General features: G+C 72.1%; 17 protein-coding genes. 11 read left to right on the top strand and 6 right to left on the bottom strand.

The annotated features are described in order from the left end of the window. Positions 1-557 precede the first annotated feature (557 nt). Complete coding sequence (locus tag ACFHYQ_RS26585) at positions 558-1370, top strand: enoyl-CoA hydratase/isomerase family protein (RefSeq protein ID WP_394303875.1); 813 nt, start codon at positions 558-560, stop codon at positions 1368-1370. 31 nt (positions 1371-1401) lie between these two features. Here ACFHYQ_RS26585 and ACFHYQ_RS26580 read toward each other — a convergent pair whose 3' ends face one another. After that, complete coding sequence (locus ACFHYQ_RS26580) at positions 1402-1659, bottom strand: hypothetical protein (protein WP_394303874.1); 258 nt, start codon at positions 1657-1659, stop codon at positions 1402-1404. A gap of 145 nt (positions 1660-1804) precedes the next feature. On the opposite strand from ACFHYQ_RS26580, the gene ACFHYQ_RS26575 reads away from it, so the two are divergent. From ACFHYQ_RS26575 to ACFHYQ_RS26545, 7 genes are all read left to right on the top strand, one after another. Then, positions 1805-2752 (top strand): sigma-70 family RNA polymerase sigma factor, encoded by a 948-nt coding sequence (locus ACFHYQ_RS26575; RefSeq protein ID WP_394303873.1) that lies wholly within the window; start codon positions 1805-1807, stop codon positions 2750-2752. 81 nt (positions 2753-2833) lie between these two features. Further along, positions 2834-3907: a glycosyltransferase gene (locus tag ACFHYQ_RS26570; protein ID WP_394303872.1), complete on the top strand. Its 1074-nt coding sequence runs from the start codon at positions 2834-2836 to the stop codon at positions 3905-3907. Between the two features lie 137 nt (positions 3908-4044). Further along, complete coding sequence (locus tag ACFHYQ_RS26565; protein WP_394303871.1) at positions 4045-7485, top strand: ABC transporter permease; 3441 nt, start codon at positions 4045-4047, stop codon at positions 7483-7485. After that, on the top strand, positions 7482-10301 hold the full coding sequence (locus ACFHYQ_RS26560; RefSeq protein WP_394303870.1) for a permease-like cell division protein FtsX: 2820 nt from the start codon (positions 7482-7484) through the stop codon (positions 10299-10301). The genes ACFHYQ_RS26565 and ACFHYQ_RS26560 overlap by 4 nt, the downstream gene beginning before the upstream one ends. A gap of 1 nt (position 10302) precedes the next feature. Beyond that, positions 10303-11274: an ABC transporter ATP-binding protein gene (locus ACFHYQ_RS26555; RefSeq protein ID WP_394303869.1), complete on the top strand. Its 972-nt coding sequence runs from the start codon at positions 10303-10305 to the stop codon at positions 11272-11274. After that, positions 11271-12008 carry an ABC transporter ATP-binding protein gene (locus ACFHYQ_RS26550; RefSeq protein ID WP_394303868.1) on the top strand — a complete coding sequence of 246 codons (738 nt, stop codon included), beginning with the start codon at positions 11271-11273 and terminating at the stop codon, positions 12006-12008. The genes ACFHYQ_RS26555 and ACFHYQ_RS26550 overlap by 4 nt, the downstream gene beginning before the upstream one ends. A gap of 244 nt (positions 12009-12252) precedes the next feature. Next, positions 12253-12864 (top strand): TetR/AcrR family transcriptional regulator, encoded by a 612-nt coding sequence (locus ACFHYQ_RS26545; RefSeq protein WP_394303867.1) that lies wholly within the window; start codon positions 12253-12255, stop codon positions 12862-12864. On the opposite strand, the gene ACFHYQ_RS26540 is transcribed toward ACFHYQ_RS26545, so the two are convergent. The 5 genes from ACFHYQ_RS26540 to ACFHYQ_RS26520 are packed head-to-tail and all read right to left on the bottom strand — an operon-like array spanning position 12837 to position 16252. Beyond that, complete coding sequence (locus tag ACFHYQ_RS26540; RefSeq protein WP_394303866.1) at positions 12837-13088, bottom strand: 4Fe-4S dicluster domain-containing protein; 252 nt, start codon at positions 13086-13088, stop codon at positions 12837-12839. The genes ACFHYQ_RS26545 and ACFHYQ_RS26540 overlap by 28 nt on opposite strands. Continuing rightward, positions 13085-13816, bottom strand: a complete 732-nt coding sequence (locus tag ACFHYQ_RS26535) for a GntR family transcriptional regulator (RefSeq protein ID WP_394303865.1) — start codon at positions 13814-13816, stop codon at positions 13085-13087. Before ACFHYQ_RS26535 ends, ACFHYQ_RS26540 begins: the two co-directional genes overlap by 4 nt. Then, on the bottom strand, positions 13813-14583 hold the full coding sequence (locus tag ACFHYQ_RS26530) for a thiamine pyrophosphate-dependent enzyme (protein ID WP_204009807.1): 771 nt from the start codon (positions 14581-14583) through the stop codon (positions 13813-13815). The genes ACFHYQ_RS26535 and ACFHYQ_RS26530 overlap by 4 nt, the downstream gene beginning before the upstream one ends. After that, positions 14580-15659 carry a hypothetical protein gene (locus ACFHYQ_RS26525; protein WP_394303864.1) on the bottom strand — a complete coding sequence of 360 codons (1080 nt, stop codon included), beginning with the start codon at positions 15657-15659 and terminating at the stop codon, positions 14580-14582. Before ACFHYQ_RS26525 ends, ACFHYQ_RS26530 begins: the two co-directional genes overlap by 4 nt. Beyond that, complete coding sequence (locus ACFHYQ_RS26520; protein ID WP_204009812.1) at positions 15656-16252, bottom strand: 2-oxoacid:ferredoxin oxidoreductase family protein; 597 nt, start codon at positions 16250-16252, stop codon at positions 15656-15658. The genes ACFHYQ_RS26525 and ACFHYQ_RS26520 overlap by 4 nt, the downstream gene beginning before the upstream one ends. Positions 16253-16338: 86 nt before the next feature. Here ACFHYQ_RS26520 and ACFHYQ_RS26515 point away from each other — a divergent pair, with 86 nt between their 5' ends. The 3 genes from ACFHYQ_RS26515 (at position 16339) to ACFHYQ_RS26505 (ending at position 20407) form a co-directional block, all read left to right on the top strand. Next, the gene (locus ACFHYQ_RS26515; RefSeq protein ID WP_394303863.1) at positions 16339-17469 is read left to right on the top strand and encodes a zinc-dependent alcohol dehydrogenase; all 1131 of its coding nucleotides are present in this window, start codon (positions 16339-16341) and stop codon (positions 17467-17469) included. Continuing rightward, entirely contained in the window at positions 17457-18965 is a 1509-nt protein-coding gene (locus ACFHYQ_RS26510; RefSeq protein WP_394303862.1) for a class I adenylate-forming enzyme family protein, read from the top strand. The genes ACFHYQ_RS26515 and ACFHYQ_RS26510 overlap by 13 nt, the downstream gene beginning before the upstream one ends. Before the next feature lie 236 nt (positions 18966-19201). Then, entirely contained in the window at positions 19202-20407 is a 1206-nt protein-coding gene (locus ACFHYQ_RS26505) for an ABC transporter substrate-binding protein (RefSeq protein WP_394303861.1), read from the top strand. The last annotated feature ends 37 nt before the right edge of the window (positions 20408-20444 follow it).

Here is a 20444-nt window from a genome sequence, read left to right as displayed (position 1 = left end):
CAATGACGGCCTATTCGCGGCCGAAATGTCCTTTTCATCCATATTTCTACTCAATGCCAGAGCGGGACACCTGGCGAAACAGCCTGGTGGGGACAGCCTGGTGGGGACAGCCTCGGCAAGCGCCCAGTAGCCCGCCGGAGCGACATGGAGACGGTCGCCGACGTCGAACGCCGCCCTGAGCCTCCCCAAATCACTGGTCGTGATCTTGCGATTCCTCGCACGCACCCCCAGGACCAGGCACTTCGCGTTTGTGATCTTGCAGTTTCTCGCAAACCCACCCCTTGACCAGCACAAACACCCTCCGTGATCTTGCACTTCCAACTGCAAGATCACGGAGCGCATAAGCGCAGGTCAGAGGGCTCCTCTGCAAGCTTTTGCGAGATCACGAAATCGATCCGCGCAGTTCAGCGAGCATTCCTGCGAGAATTCGCAAGATCACGGGAGAGGGGTTGGGGGGTCACCTGGCTTCCGAGTGTGGCTCCAGGTGTGACCCGCTCGCATGGTTCACCCCGCTCGCATGGTTCGCCGGGTCGGCTGGTAGGACAGGAGCCTGAAGCATGGGCGGCGAAGGGGAGAACATGACCGAGGACGCCAAGGACCCGGTGACGTACGAGTTCCGCGACGGCGCGGCCTGGATCACACTCGCCGACGCGGAGCACGGCAACGCGCTCAACGAGGTGGGCGCCGCCGCGCTGTGGCGGGCGATCCAGCGGGCCAGGGCCGACCGGGCGCCGGTCGTCGTGCTCTCCGCCGAGGGACGGTTCTTCAGCGTGGGCGGCGATCTCGCGTCCTTCGCCGCCGCCGACGACGTGTCGGCGTACATCGACGATCTCGCCGACGCGCTGCACCGCATCGTCAGCGAGTTGATGCGCCTGGACGCCGTCGTGATCTCGGTGGTGCGCGGTACGGCGGCGGGCGCGGGCTTCCCGCTCGCGGCGGCGGCCGATCTGGTGCTCGCCGCCAGATCCGCCCGCTTCACCTTGGGCTACACCAAGGTCGGGCTGACCGTCGACGGCGGGACCAGCCTGCTGTCCGCGACGCTCGGCCTGCATCACGCCCTGCACCTCGCCCTGCTCAACCCCGTCCTGAGCGCGGAGGAGGCGCACCGGGCGGGGCTGGTGGCGCAGGTGCACGACGACGACGAACTCGACGCGGCGGTGGACCGGGTCGTGGCCCAGTTGGTCACGGGGTCCCACGCCGCCCAGGTCACGGTCAAGCGGCTGCTGCGCGGCGCGGCCACCCCGGCGCCGGAGACCGCGCTACGGCGGGAGGCCCTGGCGATCCGCGAGGCCGCGGCGCGGCCCGACGGGCAGGAAGGAGTGCGCGCCTTCCTCGAGAAGCGCACCCCCGTCTTCCCCGGCGACCGCTGAAGCCGGGGGCGTTCATACGGGCGGTCGCTGTTTACGGATTCGGGCTCTGGAGCAGACCGAGGGTGTCCTGAGCACCCCGGCGCATGATCACCTGGTCGATCGCCTCGGCCATCTCCTCCCGGGTGTAGCCGTCCTCCGGGATCTCGTTCAGCAGCGCCAGCCTGTCCGCGGTCAGATGCACATGGGCTGACGCGCGGGCGTAGACGTCCCGCACCGCGGCGCTGTCGCGATCGCGGTACACCTCGTCCAGGACCTGCCGCATCTCCCCGAGGAAAACCTGATCAGACATGTCGCGGCTCACCTCCCACCAATCCGGGTTCCGGTTTCGCAATCCCTACCCGTACGCGTGCCCGATCCACGTGTCGACGCCGACGGGCTGGGCATGGGAGGGGCATTGGCACCGCGGGAATCGGCGGACCGCAGGGGTGACCGTGATGGGTAGGGCCGAGCCGTACGAGCCTTATGACGAACTTGACCTGCTGGGGCAGTATCTGCAGCAGATCGGTCAGACGCCGCTGCTCACCGCCGGGCAGGAGGTGGACCTCGCCAAGCGGATAGAGGCCGGTGTGTACGCCCGCCATCTCCTCGACGAGAACGCCGCCGCCGGGGGCGGCCTCGACGCGGAGCGGCGTACCGATCTGGAGGAGGCCGCCGTGGACGGCGAGCGGGCCAAGGACCACATGCTCCGGGCCAACCTGCGACTGGTGGTGGCGGCGGCCAAGAAGTACTACCACCGTGGCTGGCCGATGCTGGACCTCATCCAGGAGGGCAACCTCGGCCTGATCCACGCGGTGGAGAAGTTCGACTACGCCAAGGGCTACAAGTTCTCCACGTACGCGATGTGGTGGATCCGGCAGGCGATCGATCGCGGCCTGGCCGACAAGAGCCGGGTGGTACGGCTGCCCCTCCACGTCGTGGACCAGGTGACGAAGGTCAATCGTCTGGAACGCGAGCTGGAGGCCCGGCTGGGCCGCGAACCCACCGACGCCGAACTCGCCGAGGCCGCCGGCCTGACCGTGGCCGAGCTCTGCGACCTGCGCCGCATCAGCCGCGACATCGTCAGCCTGGACACCCCCCTGGACGACGAGGAGACCCGCGTCGGCGACCTGATCGCCGACGCGCGGATCGCCCCCGCCTCGGAGCTGCTGGAGCAGCGGGCACTGGCCGAGGAGCTCCGCGCCCTGGTCGACCGGCTGCCCGAACGCGAAGCGCTGATCGTCAGCCTCCGCTATGGGCTGAGCGACGGCAAGACGCACACTTTCCAGGAGATCGGCGACCGGATCGGGCTGACCCGGGAACGGGTGCGCCAGCTCGAACGACAGGCCCTGGGCACGCTGCGCCGCCCCGAACGGATCCAACCGCTGCTGGCATGGGCCGGCTGAGGTATGGCCCGTCCCAAGATTTCCGCCCCCTCCTCATAGCGATCTTCCCGGGTGGGAAGGCACGCGGGAGGAGGTGGGGGCGTGCGCCATGTCGCGTTCGTGATCGACAGTGAGGCTTTCGGAGGTGCCGAGGTGTACGCGACGCTGCTCGTCCGTCACCTGCCCGCCGGGATGCACCGTACGGTCGTGGTCAGCGAGCCGCTGGCCGGGCCGGTGTGCACGGCGGTCGGCGAGGCGGCCGACGTGGTGGTGGTACCGCCGTCGCGGCACCGCCCGGTGGCTCCGTGGCTGTCGCGGACGCTGGTCGAGCTGGCTCCCGACGTGGTGCATGTCAATCTGGTCGATCCCGGCAGCAACCGTGCGGCGCTCATGGCCGCCGCCGACGTGGCGCCCACCGTCGCCACCCTTCATCTGACCGGTGCGGACGGGCCGGGGCCGGCCGAAGCCTACCGCCGGGTGAGCTGTTTCACCGCTCCTTCCGCGGCGACCGCGGCGCAACTCGCGCGGCTGGCGCCGGGTGCCCCGATCGTCCGGGTACGCAGCGGAGTGGATCTCCCCGCCGAAGGGGTGTGTCTCCGCGACCGGAGTCCGGTGGTGATCGGCGGGGTCGGTCGCCTGACCGCGCAGAAGGGTTTCGATCTGCTGATCCAGGCGGCCGCCGAGCTGACACAGGAGGGGCTGCCGATCCGGATCGTGGTGGCCGGGCGGGGCCGGGACCGGGACGTGCTGGCCCACGCGGCGGAGGACCTGCCGGTGACCTTCATCGGGCATATCCAGGATGTCGGCGCGCTTCTGCGTGACGTCGACGTGTTCTGCCTGCCGTCGCGGAACGAGGCGCTGTCGCTGACCCTGCTGGAGGCGATGGGGCACGGCCTGCCGTGTGTCAGCACCGCGGTCGGGGACACCGCGGCCGAGGTCGGGTCCGACGCTCTCGTCGTCCCGCCGGGGGATCCGGCCGCGCTGACGGCCGCGCTGCGCCGCCTGGTGGCCGATGCCGGGGCGCGGCTGGAACTGGGACGGCGGGCGCGGGCCCGGGCGCTCGCCGCCTTCGACGCCCGTCGGATGGCCGCCGACACCTTCGCCGTCCTCAGACGGACGGCAGCTGCACGCCGGCCTTCTCCGGGACCTGGGGAACGGTCGGTCGCGTCGCGCTGATCAGGGCCGGAAGGCCGACTCTCTCCACAATACGCGCGTACTTCGCCGTTTCTCGGGCTCATCTGAGATCTACTGCACCCGGCGCTTGACCGTTAGGGTGAGTGGTCGAAATGGGACAGATCGGGAGGGGGCGGTCGATGCGGGTGCGGACACCTTTGGTGGTGCGGCGTGCCCTCAGCGAGCCGTTACTCCTCCTGGCCGCCTTCGGCTCGATCCTGCTGGCGACCACGACTCTGGTGGCGCTCGCCATGTACGCCTCCTCGGTCGCCGACGTCGGCGTACGGCGGGCGATGGAGAACGCCCCGACGGAGACCGTCGCGACGACGATCAACGCTCCCATCCGGCAGGACACCTTCGCAGCGGTGGAACGCGTCATCCGCGACCATCTCGCGACCCTTTCGGGCGACGGAGGCGAGAGGGGCGGCGTGCCGTACGACGTCGCCTTCCGCGCCCGCTCCGACTCCTACGCCCTCCCCGGGCAGGAACGGCTCAAGCATCCCGAACTGACCCGCTTCGGCGTCAACGAAGAGCTGGAACGGCACGCGCGACTCGTCCAGGGAGTCTGGCCTCGGCCCGCCGCCGCCGCCGACGCCGGCTCCGGCTCCGGCGGCATCAAGGACCGCGTCGTCGATGTCGTCGAGGTCGCGCTCTCCCAGCCGACCGCGCAGGCGATGAACCTGGGCGTGGGCGACGAGCTCCGCATGGTGGGCCGGCTCGACGGCGCGGCCGTGCATGCCAGGCTGACCGGCGTCTTCCAGCTCGACGCCCCCTACTCCGGGCGATGGGACGGCGACGAACTGCTGCGCCGGGGCGTACAGCACGGCGACTACACCACCTACGGCCCGCTCATGGTGCCCAGGGAGACCTTCCTCGCCAGGTTCACCGGAGGCACCAGCGTCACCGCGACCTGGACGGCCGTGCCCGACCTCGGCGGACTCACGCCGCAGCGGCTGCGGCCCTTCGCCGCCTCCGTCGCCGGGCTGGGCGAGACCCTGAAAGGCGACTGCTCTGCCTGCGAGACCATCACCCGCCTGCCCGAGATGCTCACCCAGTTGGACCGGGCGGCGCTGGTCGCGCGCTCGACGATGCTCGTGCCCGTCCTGCAGTTGCTGCTGCTCGCGGCGTACGCGCTGGTCCTGACCGCGCGGTTGCTCGCCGAGCACCGGCGGATGGAGGTGGCGCTGCTGCGCTCGCGCGGGGCGGGGAGCGTGCGGCTGGCCCTACTGGCCGCCGGGGAGGCCCTGCTGGTGGCCGTGCCGTGCGCGGTGCTGGCGCCGTTCCTGGCCCCGCCGCTGCTCGGCCTGATCAACGCGATCCCGTGGATCCGCGCCTCCGGAGTCCACATCGCCCCGGACCCGGGCGCCGCGACGTTCGGCGTCGCGGCCGCCGTGGCGCTCGCCTGCGCCGCGCTGCTCGCGCTGCCCGCCCTGCGCGGCGCCCGCCGTACCTATGTCGAAGAACAGGCGACGCGCGGCCGCGGCGACCGGCAGGGGCTGCTGCAGCGGGCGGGCGGCGACGTGGCGCTGCTGGCGGTGGCCGCGCTGGCGATCTGGCAGCTTCGCCGCTACGGCGCACCGGTGACCGCGACGTCCGGCGGCGGTCTCGGCATCGACCCGCTGATCGTGACCGGGCCCGCCCTGGCATTGCTCTGCGGCGGGATGCTCAGCCTGCGGCTGGTGCCGCGCGTCTCACGGCTCGCCGAGCGGTTCACCTCGCTGCGGCCGGGCCTGGCTCCCGCTCTGGGCACATGGCAGGTGAGCCGCCGTCCGGCGCGGTATTCCGGTCCCGCCCTCCTGCTCACGATGGCGGTGGCCATCGGCGGGGTGTCGATGACGACGGCGGCGACCTGGCGCGGCTCGCAGGTGGACCAGGCCCGGCACCAGGCGGCCGCCGATCTGCGCGTGTCGTCCGCACCGGAGTCCGGCGAGCTGGGCAGGATCGGCAGGGGCGCGGTCTACGCCGGGTTGCCCGGCGTGACGGCGCTCACGCCGGTGTACCGGGGCGCGCTGACCTTCTCCGGGGCCTCCTCCGGCGGCTTGTCCGGGGGCTTCTCCGGGGGCAACGGCACCCTGGTCGCCGCGGACGCCGCCAAGCTCGGCCCGATGCTGATGCTCCGTCCCGACCTGGGCAGCAGCGGCGACCTGGCCGCACGCCTGGTGGCGGGACGCCCGGCGATCTCGGCCGTCCCGCTTCCCGGCACTCCGGTGAAGCTGACCCTGTCCGTACGGCTCCGCCCCGACCCGCCGCCCACGAGCCGGGACTACTCAGGCCTGGAGCTCCGGATGGTGGTCGTGGACACCCTCGGAGTGCACCAGCAGGTGACGGTCGGGCCGCTCACCGCCGACGGCGAGCCGCACCCGCTCACCGTCGACCTCGGCGGGCTCGCCGGACGGGCGGGCAAGTTGAGCTACCCGCTCGGCATCCGCGGTTTCGTCGTGCGGATCCCGGTCCGCGCGCCCGGCGGTGGTGGCGGCGGTGGCGTGAACCTGGCGGTGGACTCGATCACCACCGACGCCGGCGCCCCGGTCACCCCGGCCGAGGGCCTGCGGTGGGAGCACGGCGTGCGCGGTGACGGCCGCATCGCCGGAGAAATCGGAGAAAACGCCGGGGAAATCGCTGGAGTACGGGTGACGACGGATGGGGGCGTCTTCACCCTCGCCGTGCCCGCACCGAAGAAGCCCGATCCCGGTGAAGGTCCCGGTCCCGGTGAAGAGTCCGGTCCCGGTGATTCAGGTGAGCCCGAATACGTCAGCCTGACCGCCGCCGCTCCCACGGGCGGCCCGCCGGCCGGCCCCATGCCGGTGGTGATCACCGCGGACCTCGCGGCCCGTGAGAAGCTCGCCGAGGGCCGTACCGGCACGCTGACCCTGGACGGGCAGCCGGTCGAGGTGACCGTCGCCGGCGTCGTCGGGGCGATGCCCGGGACGCCCGCCGGGGTGCCCGCCGTCCTCGCCGACCTCCCCACGCTGCTCGCCGCCGACCTGGCCGCCGCACGGGAGCCGCGCGCCCCGGCCGAGTGGTGGATGTCCACCCAGAACGGTGAGACGGCCCAGGCCGCGGCGGAGCTGGCCCGCCATCCGGAGTGGGAGCAGACCGTCGTCGACCTCGGCTCGCTGACCCAGCACCTCAGGGACGACCCGCTGGCCGGCGGTCTGCAGGGCGCGCTGGTCCTGGGCTTCGCCGCCGCGCTGGTCTTCGCGGTGCTCGGCTTCCTGGTCAACGCGGCCGTGACTGCACGAGAACGGGTCTCGGAGTTCGCGATCCTGCGCGCCCTCGGGGTGAGCTCCCGGCAGGTCTTCGGGCTGCTGGCGGTGGAGCAGGCGTTCCTGATCGGGCTGTCGCTCATCGCCGGGACCGGGCTGGCGCTGGGGATCGCGGCGCTGGTCGTCCCGCACATCGTGCTGACCGGCCAGGCGGCCTCGGCCACCCCCGGGGTGGTGCTCCAGGTGCCGTGGGCTGCGACCGTCGCGATGCCGGCGGCCCTCGCCGTCGTACTGTTCTGGATCGTCGCGGGCCTGGCCCGTACGCTGCGCCGCCAGGGCCTCGGCGGCGCCCTGCGCGCCGGGGAGGACCGATGAACCCGCTGCTCCTGCTCAGGGTCCACCGGGGCGCGGCGGCCGTGCTCGCACTGCTGGCGCTGAGCGCGTCGCTGCTGGTCGCCGGGCTGCCCCGGTGGTTCGAGGCCGCCTCCGACCGGGCCGCGCGCAGCGCACTCGGCGAGATCGGCGCCGACGCGACCGACCTGACCGTCGTGATGCGCCCGAACCGGCCCGGGCATTACCTCACCGATGAGAACGGGTTCCGGGAGAGGGACCGCGAGTGGCGGGCCATGCTGCCGCCGTCCCTCGCCCAGATCGTCGACACCGGACCGCGCGCCGACAGCCGATTCGTGGCCAAGACCCTCGGCACGCCGGTCACGGTGCGGCTGGGAGCGAAACCGCGGAGCGGCCAGTACGTCAACGTGGGCTGGGTGCCCGACGCCGACCGCCGCGTCCGCTACGTGCGGGGCTCGCCGCCCGGACCGCCGAACCCGGCGGCGAGCGTCCCGGGCCACCCGGAGTTGCGTGACGCCAGGCGGCTCGACATCGCCCTGGCCCGGAGCGCGGCCGAGAAGATGGACATCCAGGTCGGCACCACGCTCGTGCTGGGCAACAGCCAGCCCCTGCTCGGCCGCGTCACCGGCCTGTTCGAGCCGATCGCGCCCACTGTCCCGGACGACCGCTTCTGGCAGCACAACCGCGACATCGCCGAGGTCACGACACGGGCCGTCCCCGGGGCCGACCGCGACGAGCTGAGCATCACCGCCCTCACCCATGAGGGCTCCCTCCGCCAGCTGATCCTCGGAGGCCGCGACCTGGTCTACGGCTGGGTCATCACGGTGGACCGCTCGGCCGTCACCGCGCGCAACGCGGCCTCGGTGGTCGAGGGGATGGCCGACTACCGGCGCGCCCTGAGCGGGCCGGCCCACCGAGCGGATGCCTCCGCGCAGCTTCTCCTGGACACCGCGCTCGACCGGGTGCTCGCCGAGTTCCTGACCCGGCTCGCGACCGCCCGGGCGCTGATGTTCCTGATCCTCGGCGGCCTGGTGGCGGTGGCCGGGGGCGTCATCGCGCTCGCCGTCCAGCTGCTGACCGAGCGCATGCGCGACGCCCTGTCCCTCGCCCGGGCGCGGGGCGCCTCCCTCGGCCAGGTCGTCGCGGCGGGCACGGGAGCGGTCGCGCTGGCAGCCGTCCCGGCGGTCATGGCCGGGTACGGACTGTCGTACCCGCTGTCGGCGTCCCTGCTGTCCGGGCCGGTCACGCCGGTCACGCCGGTCGTGCACGCCGTCCCGCCGCTGCTCGCCGTCGCCGCGGTGGGCTTCGCGGCGGCCCGCCTGGCGGTCGCCCATCGCACGCCGCTGCCGGGCCGGCGTGACGATGTGGTGGGCCGCCGCCGCTCGCCGAGGCGTACGGCGCTGGAGGTGCTGGTCGTCGTCCTGGCGCTGGCGGGGACATACCTGCTGCGCACCCGCGGCCTCACCACCGATCTCGCCCCCGGCGGCGCCGCCCGGGAGGCCGATCCCTTCCTGATGCTCGTCCCGGTCATGCTCACGGTGGCCGCGGCACTCGTCACGCTGCGCTGCTATCCGTACCCGTTGCGGCTGTTCGTGCGGTTCGCGGCGCGGGCCCGGGGTGCCGTGCCGTTCGTGGGGCTGACCCTGGCGGCGCGGGCCAGGTCGGTCAGCGCGCTGCCCGTGCTGATCCTGCTGCCCGCGCTCGCCGTCTCGGTGTACGGGGCGGTGGCCAGCGGCACGCTGGAGGCCACCCAGCGCCTGGCCGCCTGGCAGACGACCGGCGCCGACGCGCGGGTCGAGCGTGCGGCCGAGCTGCCGGCCGACGTGATCGAGAAGATCCGGCAGGTCCCGGGGGTGCGGGAGGTCCTGCCCGCGCAGAAGGGGACGGCGCAGGTCGGGTACGGCGGGCGGAACGCCACCGTCGTCGCCCTGGACCTCGACGCCTACCGCCGCGTCGCCGCCGGCTCCCCGCTGAAGGTGCCGGGCCCACCACCGGACCCGCCGTCGACCGCACCGTCGACCCCCCCACCGGCCGCTACGTCGACCGCGCCGTCGACCCCGGCCGCCCAGAACGGTTCGGCGCAGGAGATTCCCGCCCTGGTCTCCCCCGACCTGGCACACCTGACCACCTTCGAGATCGGCTGGCACGTCCGGATGAAGCTCGTCAACCGGGGCGTCATCACCGGCGGGCTGCCAGGCCTGACCCGCGTCACGAACAACCTGATCGTGGTGCCCTACGACGCCGCCACCCGGGCCGGCGCCCGGTCGCACGCCACCATGCTGCTCATCCGGGGAGCCGGGAACGGGGGCGACGACATCGACGGCGGGCGGTTGCGGGCCGCCGTGGGCGACCTGCCGGACATCATGGTGGTGACCTTCGAGGAGACGCTCCGGAAGATAGCCGCGGCTCCGCTCGCCGCCACGATCAAGGACGGTTTCCGCATCGTCACCGTCGCCCTGGCCGGGTACGCGCTGCTCACCGTGGTGATCGCACTGGTCGTCGGGGCCGCCGACCGGGCGCGTGCCCTGTCGTACCTGCGCACCCTCGGCCTGTCGCACCGCCAGGCGGCGACCCTCACCGTGCTGGAGATCGCCCCGCTGATCGTGCTCACCGCGGGCGCGGGCCTCGCGGTCGGTCTCGCCCTGCCCGCCGCCCTCGGACCCGGCGTCGACCTCGGCGTCTACGCGGGCGACCTCGCCGTACGGGCGTACGAACTCGACCTGGCCGCACCGGCGCTGCTGGCCGCCGGTCTCGCCGTCGTCGCCGTCGCCGGCGCGTTCCTCCACGCCGTGACCGGCCGCCGCCGGTCCCTCGGCTCCGTCCTGCGAGTGGGTGAATGAGTTGGAAGAACCGGATGACACCCCGACGCTCTCCCAGCTGGAGAGGCAGGCCGCGCACGTACGGCCGGCCTTCGGGGAGCACGCGCACATCCTGTGCGACAACCTCGTGCGGATCTACAAGACCGAGGGCGTCGAGGTGGTCGCACTGCAGGGGCTCGACCTGCTCGTCGACGAGGGCGAACTGATCGCCGTCGTCGGCGCCTCGGGGTCCGGAAAGTCGACCCTGCTCAACGTGCTGTCCGGGCTCGACGTGCCGACCGCGGGCCTCGCGCGGGTCGCCGGGACCGACCTGCTCGCGATGACCGCCAAGGACCGGCTGCGCTACCGCCGTGAGGTTGTCGGGTTCGTCTGGCAGCAGACGGCCCGCAACCTGCTGCCGTATCTCACCGCAGGTGAGAACGTCCGGCTGCCGATGCGCCTGGCCGGTAGGCGGGGCCGTACGGACCGGGCGGGCGAGCTGCTCGACCTGCTCGGCGTGGCGCACCGCGCCGACAGCCGGCCGGGCGAGATGTCCGGCGGCGAGCAGCAGCGGGTGGCCATCGCCGTGGCCCTGGCCAACTCCCCGCAGGTCGTCCTGGCCGACGAGCCCACCGGCGAGCTGGACAGCGAGAACTCCGAGCAGGTGTTCGCCGCGCTGCGCCGTGCCAACCGGGAGCTCGGCGTCACGACCGTGATCGTCACGCACGACGCGACGGTGTCGGAGCAGGTGGACCGGACCGTCGGCATCCGGGACGGGCGCACCAGCAGTGAGACGCTGCGCCGGACGGCCGAGGGCGGCGCCGTGATCGCCGAGGAGTACGCCGTGCTCGACCGGGTGGGCCGCCTCCAGCTGCCGAGGGAGTTCATCGGCGCCCTCGACATGGAGCGCCGGGTCCGGCTCGAACTCGAGCGCGACCACATCGGAGTGTGGCCGGACCGACCCCAACCGGACACGCCCCAACCGGACCAGCCGCAGCCGGAGGAGACACGATGAGCAGCCAGCCCCTCGTCGTCGTGGAGCGGGTCAGCAAGGTGTACCGGACCGGACCCAAGAGAACAGGGCCCAAGGACGTGGTCGCCCTGCGCGAGGTGTCGTTCGAGGCCTACCCCGGCGAGCTGATCGCCGTGCGGGGCCGTTCCGGATCGGGGAAGACCACGCTGCTCAACCAGGTCGGCGGACTCGACCGCCCCGACAGCGGCCAGGTGACCGTCGACGGACGTGTGGTCACCGAACTACCCGAGGCGGACCTGCTGGAGCTGCGCCGCGACGTCATCGGGTTCGTCTTCCAGTCGTTCGGGCTGATCCCGGTCCTGTCGGCGGCGGAGAACGTCGGCGTGCCGATGCGGCTGCGCCGTACGCCCGCCGCCGAACGGGAGGAACGCGCCCGCGTGCTGCTGTCGATGGTCGGGCTGGACAAGCACATGAACCAGCGGCCGTACGAACTGTCCGGCGGCCAGCGGCAGCGGGTGGCGGTGGCCCGCGCCCTCGCCAACCGGCCGAAACTGCTCATCGCCGACGAGCCGACCGGTCAGCTCGACTCGCAGACCGGACGGCAGATCATGCAGCTGCTGCGCGCCGTCGTACACAGCGAGGGCGTCACCGCGCTGGTCGCCACCCACGACCCCACCCTCATGACGATCGCCGACCGGGTCCTCGAACTGCACGACGGCACCCTCACCGAGACGTCGGAACCGGGCGAGCCCGTCGTCACGGCGCCGACGACCTGATCACCGCCGCGCCTCGGCCCGGACGTCACGGGATGCGTCGGCCGCGGCGTCGGGCAGGTCCGGCAACCGGCGATGTCCGACACCGCCGACGCCTAGCGAGCAAATGCTTGTTGCTGGCATGATGATATTCATCGGCGGCACGCGACTGCAGGACGTCGGCACGCGCGGCGAGCGCTACGGCCACTCCTCATCTGGGCGACCGCGGTAGACCACGACGTTCTACGGGACACGACCTGGGGGAAGCATGGCGCGAGAGCTGGGAGACCGGCGCGAGGCGATCCTCGGCAGTGCCGCCGCCCTGTTCGCGGAGCGAGGGGTGGCGGCGACCACCGTCCGCCAGATCGCCGACGCGGTGGGGCTTCTCTCCGGCAGCCTCTACCACCACTTCGACTCCAAGGAGTCGATGGTCGACGAGATCATCTCGTCGTTCCTGGCGGACCTGCGGGAGCGGTACGCGAAGGTGCTGACCCGGGAGGCCGGCGCCCGCGAGCGGTTGCACGACCTGATCGTGGCGTCACTGGAGGCGATGGCGGCTCATCCGCACGCCGCCGAGATCTACCAGAACGACGTCAACTACCTGCTCAGGATCGAGCGGTTCGGCTACCTGCGCAACGCCGGCCGCGAGGTGCAGCACACCTGGCTCCAGGTGATCGAGAACGGCATCGCCGAGGGCGCCTTCCGTTCCGATCTCAACCCGAAGGCCCTCTACCGGCTCATGCGCGACGCCGTGTGGCTGTCGGCACGCTGGTTCAAGCCGAGCAGGGGCTATCCGGTCGCCAAGCTGGCCGAGGACTGCACCTCGCTGTTCCTGGACGGCCTCACCACGGCTCAGCGCGCGGCAGGGGTGAACCTGTAGACCTCGAAGACGAAGTCGGGGCAGACCATCTGGCAGGCGGTGCAGCCGGTGCAGCCCGGGGTGAGCTCCGGATAGCGGTAGCCCATCTCGTTGACGTCGCTCGACATGGTGAGGACCTGGGGCGGGCAGGCCGCGACGCACAGCTCGCAACCCTTGCACCGGTCCCCGGCGATGACCAGCGTCCCCCGGCTCTCCCTCGGCGTGCCGCCGTCCTGCTCGCTCATGTCCTGTCGCCTCCGGCCGTCGTACGGACGATGTCAAGGATTGGGGAAGGATCGGCCGTCTCGGCCGGGACGGGGTCCGATGTGAAGATCCCCCGCCGTCGCAGGGCGCGTACCGCGTTCTCCGCCGTCATCAGCACGTGATCGAGAGCCGCCGCGGCCGCGGCGTCGGCGTCGCCGGCGACCAGCGCGTCGTACTCCCGGCGCAGCGCGGCCCGCTCGTCGTCCAGCGCGTCCTCGATGGAGAAACGGGCGGCGACCGGCACCAGCCCGCTGAAACTGCGCAGCAGCGCACGCAGGTGCGGACCGGCGGTGGCGAGGTTCACGGCCTTGCGGAACTCCCGGGCGGTCCGTTCGAACTCGTCCACCTGGTCGCAGTGGGCCAGGGCCTCGGTGAGCTTGCCGAGCGTCTCTCTGAGTCCGGGGTCCCCGCGCATCGCCGCACGGCTGTTGGTGAGCGCGCTCAGCATGCCGTACAGCTCGAACGCCTCGTGGACGGTGGCCGCGTCGAAAGCCGCGACGAACGCACCGCGATAGTGCGGCATGTCGACCAGGCCGTCGCGCTCCAACTGCAGGACGGCCTCCCGGACCGGCGCCCGGCTGACGCCGAGCGTCGCGGCGATGCCGTCGAGATCGATCCGGTCGCCGCCGCGCAGCGTGCCGTCGAAGAGCAGCTTCATGATGTGTTCGGCGACGGCCGCCCCGGTCTTGGTCCGTGTCAGCGCGGTCATGTGGTCAGCTCCCCGAGCGGATAGGCCTGCTCCATCGAGTCGGCGAGGTATCCGGGGCCGTCGGGGGCCGGGACGAACCAGCCGGTCGGGCACATGGTGAGGATCTCCACCAGGCTGAACCCGGCGCCCGACAGCTGGGCCTCGAAGGCGCGGCGCAGCATCCGCTTGGTCTGGGCCACGGAGCCGGCGGTGGCGACCGTGCCACGGGCGACGTAGGCGGTGCCGGGCAGCCCGGCGACCAGATCGGCGACCGGGATGGGGTGGCCGTGGGCCTCCGCGTCGCGCCCTTCCAGACTGGTCTTGGTGCGCTGGCCGAGCACAGTGGTCGCGGTCAGCTGACCACCGGTGTCGCCGAAGACGCCGTTGTTGAGCAGCACACAGGTGATCTTCTCACCGCGGGCGGCGGTGTGCAGCACCTCCTGCAGTCCTTCGTTGACCATGTCGCCGTCGCCCTGCATCGTGAAGACCGCGCGGTCCGGCCGGACCCGCTTGATGCCGGTGGCGCAGGATGGCGCCCGGCCGTGCAGGCACTGCAGCACGTCCACGTCCATGATCCGGACGAAACTGCCGTAACAGCCGTGGCCGACGACGCCGATGGTCCGCTGCACGATGTCGAGTTCCTGCAGCACCTCCAGCAGCAGCCGCAGCGCCACCGGTTCGCCGCAGCCCGGGCAGAGCGAGTGCTCGCCGAGCAGCAGCGGGGAACTGAACTCGGCGACCTTCTTGGCCGGCTGCGAGGGCGGCTGGGACGTGTCGATGACGCTCACGGGCGTGCACCTCCGGTGATAGCGGCCAGGATCCGGTCACGGATGACCGGAGCGTCCATCAGTTCGCCGTACGCGAGCCCGGACTCCGCGATGCTCACCCCGCCGATGAACCGCACGGCCGAGCGGTCGGCGGCGTGAATGCGCACATCGTCGAGCATCTGCCCGGCGTTGAGCTCGAAGACCAGCACCCGCCGCACTCCAGCGGTCGCCGCGGCGAGCGCCTCGCCGGGGAACGGCCAGAGCGTGACCGGGCGGAACCAGCCGATGCGGTGCCCGTCGGCCCGGAGCTCGTCGACGACGTACTCCACGAACTTGGCGGCGGAGCCGAACGCCACCACCAGCGTCTCGGCGTCGTCGACGTGGGCCTGCTCGAACCGCGACTCCACCTTGTCGATGGCGTCGAACTTGTCGGCGATCGCACGCCAGTGCCCGTCCGGTCCGGGCCCCGGGTCGGTCGCCTTGCCCATGGCCCACGTCCAGATCTGGCGCGACCGGCCCGTGCCGCCGCCCGTCCCGTCGAGCACCCAGTCCTTGGGCGGCAACGGGCCGAAGTCCAGGGCCTCGATCGAGACCCCGACCCGGGTCTGGGCCAGCAGCGGATCACCGTAGAAGATCACCGGCGCGCGGTACCTGTCGGCGAGGTGGAACAGCAACTGGGTGTGCTCGACCGCCTCGTGGACGTCCTTGGGCGCCAGCGTGATCGTCCGGTAGTCGCCCCAGCCGCCGCCGCGGGTGGACTGGAAGTAGTCCTGCTGGTTCCGCGCCATGTTGAAGACCACGAACGGGGTCTCGTTCAGCGCCGCCTCGGCGATCGCCTCCTGCATCAGCGCGATCCCCTGCCCGCATGATCCGGTGGCCGCGCGCGCTCCGGCCGCGGCGGCGCCGAGGGTCATGTTGACGCCCTCGATCTCGCTCTCCGCGTTGAGGCAGACGCCGCCGGCCGCCGGCATCTGCTGGGACATGTTCTCGAGCAGCCCGGTGAAGGGCGACATGGGGTAACCGGCGAAGAAGCGGCAGCCCGCCGCGATCGCCGACCGGGCGATGGCGGTGCTGCCTTCGAGCAGTTCGAGGGTCATCGGGGGGCCTCCTCCAGGTCTGCGGCGCCGGCGGGGACGCTCAGGGGGGCCGGCGGGCCGTCGAGCGCGGCCGCGCCCGCCGCCAGCGCCCGCGCGTTGGCCTGCGCGTGCTGTTTGCGGTACGGCGGCAGCAGCTCTTCCATGGCCTCGGCCAGGGATGCCGGGTCCACGAGCCGGGTGACCGCGTTGTAGGCGCCGAGCAGCACGAAGCCGATCGCCTGGGGTGCTCCGGCGTCCTTGGCGACGGCGGTGGCGTCCAGGCCGTACACGGTCATGGCCGGCAGCGACGCGGGGTCGACCAGCGGGAGGTTGACGATCGCGGGACCGCCGGGGCGTAGCCGCGCCAGGGCCGGCTCGCTGAACCGGTGATGAGCGACGATCGCCGACCAGGCGGAGGCGAGCACCGGAAGGGCCCGCAGCGGGCCGTCTCCGATCACCACGCTCGCCTTGGACGGACCACCGCGCATCTCACCGCCGTAGTCCGCGCTGAGCATCGCATGCCGCCCTTCCCGGGTCGCCGCCGAGGCGAGGGTCTTGGCGAGCAGTTGGATGCCCTGGCCACCGATTCCGGTGACCACGAGTTCCCGCTCCATGCGGCCTCCCGATCCAGGGTTGACTCGACTTAGATATTGAATACAAAATTTAATCGGTCCCGGTCAAGTCCTCAGGAGGTGACACGATGCGCGCAGCGGTCCTGCACGGCTTCGGCGATCTTCGCGTCGAAGAGGTGCCCGATCCCGTGCCCGGCCCCACCGACGTGGTCATCGACGTCGCCCGTGTGCAGCCCAGCGTCACCGAGTGCATGCTGATCGCCGGTGAACCGGTGGCGCTGCACGGGCGTCTCGCCGACGCTCTGGCCGCAGGCCCGGCCCGGTTCGGCGGGCACGAGTTCTGCGGCGTCGTCCGCACCGTCGGCGCCGCGGTGCGCGACGTCGCCGTCGGCGACCGGGTCACCGCGGTCGAGACCATCGTGTGCGGACGCTGCCCGGCCTGCCTGCGCGGCCGCTCGGACGCATGCCTGACTCCCGAGTTCATCGGCTTCACCCGGCCGGGCGCGTTCGCCGAGCAGGTGGTCGTGCCCGCGTCCTGCGTCGTGCCGGTCCCGGCCGGCGTGTCGGCCGCCGCGGCCGCGGCGGTCCAGCCGCTCGCCGGAGCCCTGCACGCCCACGCCCTCGCGGCCGTCCAGCCCGGCGAGACGATGCTGATCATCGGCGCCGGTGTGATGGGGTTGCTCGCCCTGCAGGTCGCCAGGCGCGGCAACGCCGGCCTCGTCGTCATCACCGGGCGCAGCCCGGCCAAGCTCGCCCTCGCCGCCCGGTACGGCGCCGACCTGGTCGTGGACGCCGCCGCCGACGACGTGTGGCCTGCCGTACGCGAGGCCACCGGGGGCATCGGCGTCGACGTGGTGATCGAGACCGCGGGAGGTCCGCCCGAGGCCGGACTCGCCGGCGTCGCCACGTTCGAGGCGGCCGCGCGCTGCGTGCGCCGCGGCGGCCGCGTCGTCATGGTGTCCGTACTCCCCGACCGGGTGCCGGCGCCGCTGGGCCTGCTGCGCGAGCGGAGCGTCTCGCTGCTGCACCCGCGTTCCGGCGCCGGAGGCTACTCCCCCGGCGGCGGCGTCTTCGACCACGCGCTGCGGTTGGTCGCCCGCGGCGACATCGACGTGGAATCGCTCATCACGCACCAGTTGTCCGGAATAGAGGAGGTGCCGAAGGCGGTGGACATCACCCGGAACAAGACCGCGCACGGTGCGATCAACCCGGCCCAGGTCGACCTGACCGGCGGATGGGAGCAGCCGTGGAACTCCTGATCGGCGATATCGTGCGCCGGGCGGCCCGCATGGCGCCGGCGGCGACCGCGGCGACCCTGGCCGGGGACCGGGTCGGTTTCGGGGACCTGGACGAGCGGGCGAACCGCACCGCCAACGCCCTGGCAGGGCTGGGTGTACGGCGCGGCGACCGCGTCGCCTGGTGTGCGGCGCCCACGCTGCGCACGCTGGACGGCTTCCTCGGCTGCGCCCGGCTCGGCGCCGCCTTCGCGCCGATCAATCCGGCGCTGTCCGCCGCCGAACTCGACTCGGTGCTCTCCTACCTGGACCCCGTCCTGCTGGTCACCGACCGGGCCGACGTCCCCGGAGGCCTCCCCGGCGACGTGCCGGTCGCCCGGGTCGGTGACCGGCCGGGCCCGGGGGCGGACCTCGGCGCGCTCGCGGCCGGGGCGTCGGCCGCGCCGCCCGACGGGCACGACCGCGTCGCCGACAGCGACCCGCACATCGTCTACCTGACCAGCGGCAGCACCGGCCGGCCCAAGGGTGCGCTGGTCAGCCACCGGGCGAGCTGGCTTCGCGCAGCGCCCGGCGGCGGCACGTTCACGACCGGTCTCCGCGGGTCGGGCGGGGTGCTCTGCAGCTTCCCGCTGTACCACTACGGAGGCTGGCACTACGTGATGGAGGCCTGGCAGAACCGGACCGCCGTGCACCTCGTGAGCCGCGCCGACGCCGTACAGATCATCGACGCCGTGCGGCGGGAGCGCCCGTCGGCGATCTACTGCATTCCGGCGGTGTGGGAGCGGCTGCTCGATCGCGAACACCGGCATGCCGACCTGTCGTCGCTGCTGCACGCGGACTCCGGCACCTCGGGGGTCGCGACGGACCTCGTCATGCGCATCAAGGAGCGCCTGCCCGGGACGACGACGACGATCCTGTACGGCTCGACCGAGGCGGGCAGGATGGCGGCCCTGCCCGACGAGGACCTGCTCAGGAAGCCGGGCAGCGTCGGTCTTCCCGCCTTCCCCGGTGCGCTGTGGGTGGACGCCGCGGCCGGCGAGGTGGGTGAGGTCTGCGTCAGCGGTCCGGCGCTGATGTCGGGATATCACGATCTGGCCGCGGAGACGGCGGCGGCCCTGCGCGACGGCGTCTACCGCTCGGGTGATCTGGGCTACCTGGACGACGAGGGCTACCTCCACCTGACCGGGCGCGAGCGCGAGGTGATCCGCACCGGCGGCGAGACGGTCTCGCCCTTCGAGGTGGAGAGCGCGCTGCGGGACCTGCCCGGCGTCGTCGACGTGGCCGTGGTCGGCGTGCCCGACGAACGGTGGGGTGAGGTGGTGTGCGCCGTGGTGGTGCCGGCGCCGGGCACGGCTCCGCCCGAGGTCGCCGCGGTCCGCGCACACGTCGCGGGCCGGCTGGCCGGCTTCAAGCAGCCGCGCCGGGTCGCGGTGGTGCCGTCGATCCCCCGCACTCCCGCGACCGGCCAGATCCAGCGCTCCCGGATCCGGATCACCCTGACCGAGATAACGACGAGCTAACGAAGAAAGGGACTTTTGTCCACTTGACACATGCATGGCCGAAAAGCAGGATAGCCACCAAGCGTTTGATAGGCCATCTGGCTCACCCCGGGCCTCGAATAGGCGACCCACCAGCGTCGACGCGACGGTATCGACATCGGGCGAACGCACGGTTCGCGGCGAAAGATACCTCAAAGTTACCTAAATGCAATTAGACGTTAAAGGTAGAGTAAAAATTGACCATAATTAGCGGAAAAATGGCGCGTTGGGTCGCGGGAATGGCCACCCTCGCCCTCGCGGTCACCGCCTGCGGCGGCACCGGCGACGACGCGGACAGCCCGACCGACGGCAGCGCGAAGGGCGCACCCATCATCATCGGGATGGACGAGGACAGCACCGGCCCCGGCGCCTCCTACAGCACGATCGCCGGCAAAACCATCCGGCTGGCCGTCCAGGACATCAACGACAAGGGCGGCGTGCTCGGCCGGCCGCTGCGGCTGGTGATCGAGAACGACGAGAGCGACCCCACCAAGGTGCCCGCCGTGCTGCAGAAGCTCCACAGCCAGGGGGCCAAGGCACTGTTCCTGCAGAGCGGCAGCGCGGCCGTCATGCAGGCCAAGTCCACGCTGACCCAACTCGGGCTGCCCGCGATCGCGCCCACCGGGGTCACCGCGACTCTGGTCGAGCCGCCGGACAACGAGCTCATCTACATGCTGGCCAACACGACGACGGACTGGGCCGAGGTCTACTGCGGCGCGTTCAAGGCCGCGAACATCAACACGCTGGGCATCCTGACCGACGACACCACCACCATCGCCGCCCTGAACAAGGCCCTGCTCGGCGGCATGTCGTGCGTGAAGGTCACGGCCACCGAGAAGGGCGCGGCCAACGCCTCCGACCTGTCGGCCCAGGTGGCGCGGCTCAAGGACGCCAACCCGGACGCGGTGCTGGTGACCAGCGTGGGCGGCGCGTTCGAGGTGCTCGCCCAGAACACGCTGGCCGCCCAGCTCAAGGGCAAGCTCCGCTTCTCTCTGGCGTCGATCGGCAACCAGCCCTCCTCCTGGAAGCTGGCCAACCCCGGCGCCCTGGAAGGGCTGATCTTCATGGGTTCCATCAACCATGAGAACCCGCGCACGAAGGCGCTGACCGAGCTGCTCAAGAAGGCGAACGGCCCCGACTACGAGGTCACCGCCTACGACGCGGAGGGCTGGGACGCGGTGCAGCTGCTCAAGCTGGCCATCGAGAAGGCCGGCGGCCCCGATGATCCGAAGAAGCTCAACGAGGCGATCCAGAGCATCAGCGGCTACGAGTCCAGCTTCGGTCAGGGCAACTTCACGCTGTCCTTCTCCGCGACCAAGCACCTCGGCGCGGACGGCCCCTGCGGGCTGTCCCTGATCGAGTTCGGCGCCGACAACAAGCCGAAGGGCCCCTGGGCCTCGTTCCAGCCTCCCTGCTCAAGCTGATCCTGTGCGGATGAGGGCGGGCGGTGTCCGGCCGGTG

Source organism: Sphaerimonospora cavernae (assembly GCF_042435035.1).
In the GTDB taxonomy this organism is placed as follows: domain Bacteria; phylum Actinomycetota; class Actinomycetes; order Streptosporangiales; family Streptosporangiaceae; genus Sphaerimonospora; species Sphaerimonospora cavernae.
Note: the sequence above shows the minus strand (reverse complement) of the source record. Positions and strands in the feature narration are given on the sequence as shown.